Origin of the sequence: Streptomyces sp. NPDC002130 (genome assembly GCF_040296465.1) — a bacterium.
Classification (GTDB): domain Bacteria; phylum Actinomycetota; class Actinomycetes; order Streptomycetales; family Streptomycetaceae; genus Streptomyces.
In genome coordinates this window covers 1-11,390 of sequence record NZ_JBEOXI010000255.1, presented here as the reverse complement: position 1 = coordinate 11,390, position 11,390 = coordinate 1, and the positions used below count along the sequence as shown (strand labels likewise).

Genomic DNA, 11,390 nt, shown 5'->3' with positions numbered 1-11,390 from the left:
TGTCCTGCCATCAGACGCGGGCCTCCGTGAGCCGGGCGTGGACATAGGTCAGGGCCTCGCGCGGGGTCTGGGTGTGCGCCAGGTCGCCGTCGGGGGCGCCGTGAGCGCGCGTCTGCGCGGTATCGCGCGGGAGACCGAGCAGATCGTCGCGGCCGGGGCCTACCGCGCGCCGGACGGGCGGGACATCTCGATCGCGGCGCAGCTGCGGGCGGCGCGCGAGGGCACGCGCCTGCACGGGCCGGATCCGGTGCCGGTGCCCGCCGATCGGGTGACGGGCGCGCGGAAGACGCTGGTGGAGGTCACGGGCGAGAGCAGCCTGGAGGCGGCCCGTCGGCTCGACGGGCCCGTGGCCGTGCTGAACTTCGCCTCCGCCCGCAACCCCGGCGGCGGCTACCTGAACGGCGCTCAGGCCCAGGAGGAAGCCCTGTGCCGGGCCTCCGCGCTGTACACCTGCCTCCTCGAGGCCCGCGCGTTCTACGACCACCACCGGGCCCACCGCGACCCTTTCTACACGGACCGTGTCATCCACTCACCGGCCGTGCCCGTCTTCCGCGACGACCGGGGCGGACTGCTGGCCGAGCCGTACACCGCGGGCTTCCTGACCTCGCCCGCACCCAACGCGGGCGTGGTGCTGCGCACGGCGCCCGAACGGGCCGCCGAACTGCCGCGGGCCCTGGCGGCGCGCGCGGAACGCGTCCTGGAGACGGCCGCGGCCCACGGCTACCCCAGGCTCGTCCTGGGCGCCTGGGGCTGCGGGGTGTTCCGCAACGACCCCGCGCAGGTGGCGCGGGCGTTCAGGACGCTGCTCGGGTCCGGTGGCCGGTTCGCGCAGACCTTCGACCACGTGGTGTTCGGGATCCTGGACCGCACACGGGACCGTGCGGTCCTGGGCGCATTCCAAGAGACGTTCAGCTCCAGCCGTAGCGTTCCTGCAGCCGGCGTCTGACCAGGTTGAACCGCATGCGGTCCAGGGCACAGGCCTCCCGGCGCATGCCGTCCTCGTGCAGACGCAGCACCCGGTCCACGTCGACCCACGACTCCCGGCCCGTCCGGTCCCACGGCCCGCTGCCGATCGGCACCCACTCCCGGTCGCCCTCGTGCCGCTTGCTGGACAACTGCACGGCCAGGAACGTGCCGCCGGCCTCGCGGGCCACCACCAGCACCGGGCGGTCCTTGCCCCGGCCGTCGTTCTCCTCGTAGGGCACCCACGTCCAGACGATCTCCCCGGGGTCCGGGTCGCCGTCGTGGGCGGGGGAGTACTCCGTGCGGACCCGGCCCACCTCGCGGGGGTCGGCCTGGACGGTGGCGGAGGGGCCGTGACGGCCGGGGACGTTCTCATCGGTAGGCGTGCTCACGGGGGCACCCTAGAGGCTGCCCCCGTGAGCCGGGTGTGAGGGGTCACCTGTCGTCCATCGGCACCTTCTGGGTCATGCCGTTGAGCGGTGAGGTGTCCTTCGGCGCCTGCCCGTTGTGATCCATCGACGCGAGCAGCTGACGGGCCAGGCCCAGCCCCGTGCCGCCCATGGTGAGCGCCTTGGCGAACAGGTCCGCCATGCCGTCGGCGCCGTTCAGCAGCACCATGTTGTCGACGTTGCCGAACGCGGAGGCACCGGCCTTCACGATCTCCGGCCAGTTCTCGGCGAGTTGCTGGGCCACGACGGCCTCCTGGTTCTCCGCCAGGGCGGCGGCACGGGCCTTGATGGCCTCCGCCTCCGCGAGGCCCTTCGCCCGGGCCGCCTCGGCCTCGGCCAGACCCCTGGCCTGGGCCGCCGCCGCCTCGGCCTCACCGGTGGCCCGGGTCGCCAGCGCGGCCGCCTCGCCCCGCGCCTTGGTCGCCTCCGCATCGGCGCCCGCGGCCGTCTTCACCCGCGTCGCCTCGGCGGCCGCCGCCAGTTCCGTCTCCTTGGCCTGCGCCTGGGCCGACGAGATGCGCGCGTCGCGGTCGGCCTCGGCCAGGGTGCGCGTCTCGTAGGCCGCCGCGTCGGCGGGTTTGCGGACGTCCGCCTGGAGTTGCTGCTCGCGCCGGTGCGCCTCCAGCTCCGCCACCCGCGTCTCCTGGACGACGACCTCCTGCCGGGCCCCGGCCTCCGCGAGCGGTCCCGCCTGCCGGGCCTTGGCGGCCGCCTTGTCGCGCTCGGCCTGATAGCCGGCCTGGAGGATCTCGCTGTCCCGGGTCGCCTCCGCCATCCGCGCGAACGACTGCTGCTCGGCCTCGGTGGCCAGCCGGTTGGCCTCGGCCTGCGCGATGCGCGCGTCGCGTTGCACGGCCGCAGCGTGCGGCATGGCGAGGTTCTGGATGTATCCGGTCGGGTCCTCGATCTCGTGGATCTGCAGCGAGTCCACGATCAGGCCCAGCTTCTCCATCTCGGTACCGCACGCGGCCCGGGTCTGCCCGGTGAGCTTCTCCCGGTCCCGGATCATGTCCTCGACCGTCAACCCGCCCACGATGGACCGCAGATGACCGGCGAAGACGTTGTGCACCCGCTCCGACATCAGCTTCTGCTGGTCGAGGAACCGCCGTGCCGCGTTGGCGATCGACACGAAGTCGTCGCCCACCTTGAAGATGACCACGCCCCGCACCTTCAGCGGGATGCCCTGGTGGGTCACGCAGTCCACGTGGAGCTCGGTCTCGTTGAGATCGAGCGAGAGCTTGCGCACCGCCTGCACCCCGGGCAGCACGAGCGTGCCGCGTCCGGTGACGATACGGAATCCCATCCCCTCCTCAAGGCCCTCGGTGCGGTGCTTGGACCCCGAGATGATCAGCGCCTCGTTGGGTTCGGCGACCCGCCACATGAGTTTGAACAGACCGATCAGAACGAGGACGGCGGCAACCGCCACCCCCGCAACGACGCCGACGACCATCGGCATTCGCCCCCTCTGCATGGTGCCCTCTCGGCACCGAACGAAGGGGAGTGTGCTCCTCGGCGGGGCCCCGGTACAGACACCTGCGCATCCTTGGCACAAGCTTGACGCGTACGGCTCTCACCTGCGTCGCAGCGGGCTCAACTGTCGTACGCCGCCGTGACGTAGACGGTCCTCGGGGGCAGGTACTCGACCACCATCACGACCGTGCCCGTCTCGATGCGGTCCCTCGCGGAGGCGGGATGGGCGAGGAAGTGCTCGGCGCCGCCGCGCACCCGGACGATCACCTCGCCGACCAGCCCGGGTCCGATCGTTCCGGTGACCCGCCCCATGAGCCCGACCATCGACGCGTCCGCCATGAGGACAGCGTACGGTCGCTCAGGCGGCTGCGGAACGTGCCGTGACCGGCGGCGCCGGCCACTTCTCGGACCAGCGCAGCTCCGCCTCCAACTGCGCGGCCACCTGCACCAGGAGCGGTTCGCTGTTCGCCGGTCCCAGCAACTGCGCGCCGACCGGCAGCCCGTCCGGCGTGAAACCGGCGGGTACGTTGACCCCGGGCCACCCCAGCACGTTCCACGGCCAGGCGTACGGGCACGCGGCGATCATCGCCCGGTCGGTGGCGAACCCGCTGAGTTCGAGCAGGGCACCGATCCGGGGCGGGGGAGCGGCGGTCGTGGGCGCGAGGACGACGTCGTACGAGGTGAAGAACCCGCCGATACGCCGGTGCAGCACGCTCTCCGCACGCCGGGCCGCCCGCAGCGGGGCACCGCCGAGCAGCCGTCCCAGCCGGGCCGCGCCCAGGGTGCGCCGGTCCAGCAGCGCCGGGAAGGGCGCCTCACCCACCCGCTCGGCGATGCCGGCCGTGGCGCGTGGCACGAAGGTCAGCCCGATCTGCCCGTACGGCGGGTCCGCCTCCTCGACGAAGTGCCCCAGCGCGGCGAGCCGTTCGGCCAGTTCGACCACCCGGGTGCGCACCTCGGGCAGGAGCCGGGCGGGCACCGCCGTGAACGGCGGTTTGAGGGACAGCGCGATGCGCAGCCGTCCGGGATCGCGGCCGACGGCCCGGGACACGTCGAGGGCCGGCGGCCGGTGCGGGTCCTGCGGGTGGTTGCCGGCGGCCGCGTCCAGCAGCAGGGCCGCGTCGGCGACCGTGCGGGCCAGGGTGCCGTTGACGGTGATGCCCTGGAAGGACTCGCCGCGCGGCCAGGTCGAGACACGGCCGCGCTGCGGCTTGATCCCGACCAGATGGGTCCAGGCGGCCGGGATCCGCACCGAGCCGGCGCCGTCCGAGCCGAGCGCGGCGGGCACCAGACCGGCGGCGACCGCGGCGGCCGACCCGCCCGAGGAACCACCGGGCGTGTGGTCCGTGCTCCACGGGTTGCGGGTCGCGCCGAAGGCGGGCCCCTCGGTGAAGGGCCACTGACCGAACTCGCAGGTGTTGGTCTTGCCGATGATCACGGCCCCGGCCGCGCGCAGCCGCCGCACCGCCTCGCCGTCCTCGGCGACCGGCGGGAACTCTCCGCAGCAGCCGAACGCGGTCGGCTCACCGGCCACGTCCATGTCGTCCTTCACCGCGACGGGCACGCCGAGCAGCGGCTTCCCCGGGCCCTTCGAGGCCAGTTCCCGGTCCGCGGCGTCGGCTTCCGCGAGCGCGGCCTCGGCCCGGACGATCCGGAAGGCGTTCAGGTTTGCCTGGGTCGCCTCGATCCGAGCCAGCGTCCGCTCGACCAGCGCCCGCGCCGTCACCTCCCCTTCGGCCAGCGCACGGGCGGTCTCCGCCAGGCCTTCGCAACGGTCGAGCGTCATACGGACACCTCCGGAAGCGGCTTCTCTACCGAACGGTAACGTCCGGCGGCCGGTGGTGTAAGCCGACGACGGGAGTGGATGTTCACCCACCGGCCGCTTCCTTCTCACTGGGCGCGTCCGCCCCGGTTCAAACCATTGACCGCTCTCTGCCTCGCCCTTACCTTCTGAGCCCCCACGTCTGATCGAGTTGCCGAACTTGGTTCGGTATATCGAACCGCGCTGTTCAAGGGAGAGCCGCCCGTGACCCCACCCCCCGCCGCCCCGTCCCGCCGTACGCTGCTGCGCGCCCTGGCCGCCCTGCCCGCCTCGGCCGTCCTGCTCGGCGAATCCCCCGGACTGCTCGGCAGCGCCCTGGCCGCCGCTCCCCCGAACGGCTCGGCCACCCGCTACACCATCGTGCCGTTCCTCGACAGCGACGACGGGACGGTCAACGTCTACCAGTCGGACGACGCCACCGACTTCCGGCTGCTGCGCTCCGCCGCGTACACCCCGCCCGCGAACCGGATCCGCGACGCCAGTGTCATCAGACACACCGACGGGTTCTACTACCTCACCTACACGACGCACACATGGCAGGACCCCAGCACGACCATCGGTTTCGCCCGCAGCTCCGACCGGGTCGGCTGGACGTTCCTGTACGACTACACCGTGCCGATCGCGGGCCTGTCCCGCGCCTGGGCGCCCGAGTGGTTCGTCGACAGCGACGGCAGCGTGAACGTCATCGTGTCCTGCTCCACCACGAACGACGAGTGGATCTTCACGCCGTACCTGCTGAGGGCGACGAACTCGGCGCTCACGGCATGGAGCGCGCCGGTCGCCCTCTCGGGCATCGGCGCCAACCACATCGACACGTTCATCGTGAGGATCGGCTCCACGTACCACGCCTTTCCCAAGAACGAGACGACGAAGTACATCGAGTACGCCACCGCCTCGAACCTCACCGGTCCGTACACCATCCGCCGGACGGGTGACTGGGCGGGCTGGGGCAGCTACCGCGAGGGCCCGGCCCTGGTGCAGCTCGACAACGGCGGCTGGCGGATGTTGTTCGACGGCTACGGCGACGGGAACTACTACTACAGCGACAGCTACGACACCTTCGCCACCTGGTCGGCCCCGGCCGCCCTGCCCGCGATCTCCGGCACGGCACGGCACTTCACGGTCGTCAAGGAGACGGTCGCGGGCGGCCCGGCCCTGGCCCGGAACGGCACCCGCTCCTTCCGCTCGGTCAACTACCCGACCCGCTACTGGCAGCAGCAGTCCTCGCTGCTCAACCTGCCCGTGGTCAGCGCCGCCGGCACCACCGCCGAGAAGCGGTCCGCCACCTTCACGGTCGTCGCCGGCCTCGCCGACAGCGGCGGCTACTCCTTCCGGGACGCGACCGGTGCCTACCTGCGCCACTGGGACTTCCGCGCCCGCTTCGACCCGAACGACGGCACGAGCACCTTCGCCAAGGACGCCACCTTCGTCCTCCGGACCGGCACGGCCTCCGGCTCCGTCCGCTTCGAGTCGTACAACTACCCCGGCCGCTACCTGCGCCACTACGCCTACGAGCTCCGTGTGGACCGCTCCGACGGAACGGACCGGTTCCGGCAGGACAGTTCGTTCGTGCCGGTGACGGCCTGGGCTTGACCTGCACACCTGCTGACCTGGGCAATTGTGCTGGCGGTTGCGGAGTACTTCCCTCCACTTCCAAGGATTCCCCGGGAGTTCCCTGCCGAGTGTGCACTAGTTGTGCACTCGGCCGGGAAGCGCCGCCCACTTCTCGTGGGTGGACCAACGGGACTTCGCGATGCAGGGCGGAGCCGACGGGCGCGCGTGTGTCGAGTCGCTGCGCTTGCCGCGCAAGATGGAGTCTGCTGCCGTCGGGGGCGATTAGGTGTCTGGTGGCGAGCACGCGTTGAAGCCGCTACAGCGTTCATGCTGTGAGCCCCGCTGGTTGGACGTCCCGAAAGGGCCCTGGCGGTTCCGTGACCTGCTGTGCTTTGTGCCGAGTGACGGGTGCGGTGAGGGGGCGCAGCCTGATGGGAGAGGGTTCGTTCTCCAGTACACGGCGTGTGTCACCGGTTCGGGTGAGCCTGATGCGGGTCCCGGTTGTCACTGGTGCCCCCTATTATCCGCTCACCCGTATAGAGCCGGTTCGGAGCGGAGCGGTACGACATGGCACTTCGACGTCCATGGATCATCGAGGACAGCGCGATCGACTCACCGGATCAAGATCGCTTTGATCATCGGTCAGTGAGTCGCGAACTTCTCGATATTGTCCGCGGTTCCACTCAACCGCTCGCCGTCGGACTCCTCGGGCCGTTCGGCAGTGGCAAGTCCTCTGTCGTGCGTCTCCTCGCAGATGAACTGAGGGGTGACAAGAAGTGGGCGATCCTGCACTTGAGTGCCGAGCGACACAGCGGCTCAGCCCGTGCAAGAGGACTGCTGTACGGGCTCCTTGACGAAGCCCGGCGGCAGAGGCTCATCACTGACGGGAAGTGGGAATCCGAACGGGCAAGTCTGGACGGTGGGCGCCAGCGCACTGCGTCGCGCCCCACTGCGAATGCCGACAAGCCGGGGAGTGCGCGGTGGTTCAGCTACCCCGCAGCCGCCGGCGTAGCGCTGGCATGGCTTCTCGCCGCCCTGGTCACGATCTGGCTGCTCGGCACGCTTGCCGTGGCGGTCGGCCACCTGTGCGGCCTGGGAGTCGCTGTGTCGGCCTGGACCTGGTTCGCGGCTCCAGGTGCTAGACCGCTGGTAACCGCCTTGTCGGGCGCTGCCGTTGTGGCCTGCGTTCTCGGAACTGCCAAGGACGGCGCGCTAGCCATGCTGAAGAAGTATGAGATCATCCTCACCACACCGCGTCCGGAATCCACCGATGACCTGGAGCAGGTGTTTTCCGGACTGATCGAAGCCATCGACCGCCGGTTGATCATCGCCATCGATGACATCGACCGCCTGTCGGCAAGCGAAGTGCTCGAAGCCATCACCACCGTGCGCAGCCTTCTGCTTACCGGCACGTACCACAAACACCCGCCCGTGTTCCTGATCTCCTGCGACGAGGACATTGTCCGAGAGGCGATCGTCGGCGTGCGTCCGGGCCTGGCACACCGGCCTGTCCCGCACGCCCGGGCGAGCGAGCAGCAAGTGCCTGCCAAGGCCGCCGAGCGAAAGGCGACGGACGAGGCTGCACAGGAGTACTTGAACAAGTTGTTCACAGTACGGCTCGTGCTCCCCGCCCACCATGACGCAGATCTCCGGCAGTACCTTGAACACATCCTCACACAGCCTGAACCGCACCAACTGGTGGCCCAGCTGGGCGGCGTCTCGGCCCTGCGCGATGTACTGGAAACGCTGATCCACCCAGAAGTCCGTGATCCCCGGCATGCCATCCGCCTGCTCAATGCCTTCCTGGCCGACTACGGGCTCGCCATCCGACGTGAGCAGGACAACGGCACCACCGCCTGGATCGCTCGCGGTGAAGTCACCGGCCACCCCATCACCCTGGCTCGGCTAACTGTGCTGCGCCACGACTACCGGGCCCTGTACGACGCCATCCGCGCCGAACACGATCTGCTCGCGCTCCTGGATGACGCTCTGCTCGACAGGCCCAGAGCGCTCCGCGATCCGCTCCTTGAGCTCTACACCGTCAAGGCAGAAGAGGATGGCTCGGACGACGGATCCGAAGTCGACGTCGGTGCCCTGCCTCGTCTCGACACCGAAGCCCACCCCGGATTGCGCTATCTGCGGGCCACGGCCTTCCGGGCACGGATGGGACGCCCCGCACACCTGATGCCGCTCCTTACCTTGGGCTCCACTCCGGCCAGTCGTGCGTTGGGCAGTGACCAAGCCGCAGCCGTCCAACGCGAACTGCTTCAGCGCGATGCCGATGCCTTCCGCGATCGCCTCAAAGCCACGGGCACGCGCGAACGCGTGCTGCTTGCCGCGACCCACGCCCTAGACGCAGCGCGCTCTGGTCAGGACCTCGACAACACGATGACAGCCATCGTGCATGCTCTCGCCTCCACTCCCGGCCTCGCAGACCACCTCGACTCCAGCGACGACCCCGTCGGGCGCGCTCTGCTCAACCTGACCGACCGCATCGCCAGCAGACGCTCCCAGACCCGAGAAACGGTTGCCGCTCACTACCTGATCCAGATCCTCGATCTCATGCCCCCGGCTCACCTACCGTCCCTCTACGCCAGTCTCAGCGTGCCTCCTGCACCGGTCCCCGGAGTCACAGCCCAGGCAGATCAGCCGGCATTCGCCTGGGCTCAGGCACTGATCCACCTCTCTGCCAACGAGCACGGTCAGCACCTGCGACCGGCCGTGGAGAAGTACCTCCGTACCCTCGCCCGCGCCGGTGGGCCAGAGGACTTGAAAGCATGGCTCGTAGAGCATGCCGAAGCGTCCGCAGCACAGCGCGCCCTCTGGCCCCCCCACGCCTACCACGCTCTCCTGGCGATGGCGCCCCGCGCCGCGGAGAGCACCACCCCGGCCGAAGTGCGCCGCGCCATCAACGAGACCGCCGACTACCACCGCTGGCAGCCGCCAGTCATGCGCGGCGTTCTGGAATGGCTGACCGCCGACGACGACCCGCTGCGCAGGCATGCCGTGGACCTCTTGTGCCAGCTCACGGTTCCTGACGACGAATGGGGCCGAGCGACCGCCTCGGATGCGGCAACCGACGCCACGCTCGCCACAGAACTCCTCGAGCACGCGGCCACTTTCCTCATCGACGACGACGATGCCACGAGTTCCAAGGCGACTGTGGAACTACTCCATCGCTGGCTACGGACCCTCGGTGACCGCACCGCCCCCGACGGACGCCAGGTCAGCGCAGTTGTTGCCAGCGCACTCGGCCAAACCGCGCACACATGCCAGCAGCTCGCCTCAGCGGCAGCCAGCATCCTGCCCGACCTGCAACAGCAGGACGCGGCAACCTGCGCTGTGGCCATAGCCGGCCATCTCGGAGAGGTGGCCTCCACCGACGTCTCCGTGGCCGATGCGCTCGCGGAGGCTGTTCTGACCTTCATGCGGGTCAGGACCAACGACCCCGAGGCTCAGGATGCCGCTCGCGCCTGCCGTGCGGCCCTGACGGCCGGCCTCACCACCGATGAGGCCCAAGGCGTGTTCGCACGCCGACACCTCGCCGCGGTTATGACCACCGACGCGGGCCGAGAAGCGGGCGTAGCACTGATCGACGAATTCACCCCGCGCCTCGCACAGCACCACATGCCCCTCAGTGCGGATCACTTCTCTAGCCTCCATGTTCTGCTCGGTGACCCGGCAACGAGAGTCGCCCGTCTCGGCCAAGTAGTGCAACACCTCTACAGCCGCATGGGCACGCAGCCCGTTGAGAACGCAGGCTTCGTAGCCCACTACGTGGCGGATGAAACTGTCACCGTGCAATGGCTGGTATGGATCGCCCAGCACTGGGCCGCTATTCCTGAACGCGAGCGTTCACTCGCTGTGGGCGCAGCTCACCGTCCAGACCGGGCCCAAGGCAACGGACTTCCCAACCTGCTGGCCCAGCACCTCCTCGATACGGACGACGCCGAACCGTGGCAGCATGCTGCGCCCCTCTGGGACACAGTCACCCTCGATCGCCAAGTGGCCTTGCTCGTAGCCGCGAACGGCCGCTGCCCGGCCCTGACCGACCAAGCGGCCCAAGCCTCGGCAGACATCCTCGTCACGGCGCTGAACACAGCAAGTACCAGCGAACTACCTGCGCTTCTCGTTCTCATCTGTGCGAGTCCGCAAGCATCTCAGGCCATCTCCGACTACTTCGACGACACTATTGAGGCCCGCGAATGGAACGAATCGGACGCCGTCCTCATCGCTGTCGCATGCCCGGATCCCACGCCCTTGTGGAAAGTTCTATTGGCTGCCCTTTCCAAGGGGCAAGGCACGATCGAGCGCGTTGGTCCGCTCATCGCGGCTCTCCTCACGGGCACCCCCGGTAGCGCTCCCGGCAACCTCGTGGATGAGATCGCTCCTGTGCTCCGCGATGCGACCGCCAGCAGCGCGACCTTGCTTGGTTATGCCGTGCGGCCTGCACCTGACGTCGCCACGGCACTGCGACGCACCTTGCACGGACACAGCAAGACCACCGCGGAGAAGGAACGAACAACCGCGTTTAAGAAGGCGGCGGGCATCCGATGACAGACGAGGCAAGGGATTGTCCAACCCGTCCAGCCCCCTGGCGAGTCCGAACCATGCCTCGTCGTCATCATCCGCATTCCAGGGATGTGAGAATCCCAAGCTGCCGCGTCCTGCACCCGTTCCGTAGCGGGTAGCGTCGTTGGCTCTACAGGAAGAAGTCGTACCACTCGATGGTGGTGCCGATGAGGCTGGCGGCGACGATGCGCTTGAGGCTGGCGGGGGGGGGAGGAGGACATCGGCACCACTTCCTGCTGTTCGGCGGGGTCGTTTGTGTGTCGCCATACCGTAGGAATGTACAGGTCAGAGGCGTATGTGGTGGGACACCATAGTTCTGGGCGTTGTAGTGCGCGTGCATACCATGGAGGTGCTGACGGGGCGTCTTTGATGGCGCAATGAGGCCGCGAAGATACTGCCTGACTTGCTCAATTCCGACATGATCTGGGAAGTGCCGTGCTGACTCCCGTGCTGGTTTGGTGCTGACTAAGACCGTGTCCTACGTGGTGAGGCGGATGAGTCGCTTGTAGCAACACAGTGCGGCGGCGAGGCCGAGAAAGGCCAGGTAGTTGCGGGGGTGG

7 protein-coding genes are annotated in these 11,390 nt (G+C 69.2%); 3 read left to right on the top strand and 4 right to left on the bottom strand.

All coding sequences use genetic code 11. From position 1 onward, the window contains the following. Positions 1-100: 100 nt before the first annotated feature. Entirely contained in the window at positions 101-946 is an 846-nt protein-coding gene (locus ABT116_RS33770) for a TIGR02452 family protein (RefSeq protein ID WP_351641668.1), read from the top strand. On the opposite strand, the gene ABT116_RS33765 is transcribed toward ABT116_RS33770, so the two are convergent. From ABT116_RS33765 to ABT116_RS33750, 4 genes are all read right to left on the bottom strand, one after another. Further along, positions 909-1,355 (bottom strand): type II toxin-antitoxin system PemK/MazF family toxin, encoded by a 447-nt coding sequence (locus ABT116_RS33765; RefSeq protein ID WP_351641662.1) that lies wholly within the window; start codon positions 1,353-1,355, stop codon positions 909-911. The two genes, ABT116_RS33770 and ABT116_RS33765, sit on opposite strands and share 38 nt — an antisense overlap. Positions 1,356-1,398: 43 nt before the next feature. Next, positions 1,399-2,868, bottom strand: a complete 1,470-nt coding sequence (locus ABT116_RS33760) for an SPFH domain-containing protein (RefSeq protein WP_351641666.1) — start codon at positions 2,866-2,868, stop codon at positions 1,399-1,401. A 134-nt stretch (positions 2,869-3,002) separates the two neighbouring features. Next, a complete protein-coding gene (locus tag ABT116_RS33755) occupies positions 3,003-3,221 on the bottom strand; it encodes an NfeD C-terminal domain-containing protein (RefSeq protein ID WP_351641659.1) in 219 nt (72 codons plus the stop codon). Between the two features lie 19 nt (positions 3,222-3,240). Next, complete coding sequence (locus ABT116_RS33750; RefSeq protein ID WP_351641656.1) at positions 3,241-4,668, bottom strand: amidase; 1,428 nt, start codon at positions 4,666-4,668, stop codon at positions 3,241-3,243. Between the two features lie 240 nt (positions 4,669-4,908). Between ABT116_RS33750 and ABT116_RS33745 the strand changes: the two genes are divergently transcribed. Beyond that, complete coding sequence (locus ABT116_RS33745; RefSeq protein ID WP_351641654.1) at positions 4,909-6,297, top strand: glycoside hydrolase family 43 protein; 1,389 nt, start codon at positions 4,909-4,911, stop codon at positions 6,295-6,297. 528 nt (positions 6,298-6,825) lie between these two features. Next, entirely contained in the window at positions 6,826-10,815 is a 3,990-nt protein-coding gene (locus tag ABT116_RS33740; RefSeq protein ID WP_351641651.1) for a P-loop NTPase fold protein, read from the top strand. Positions 10,816-11,390: the final 575 nt, after the last annotated feature.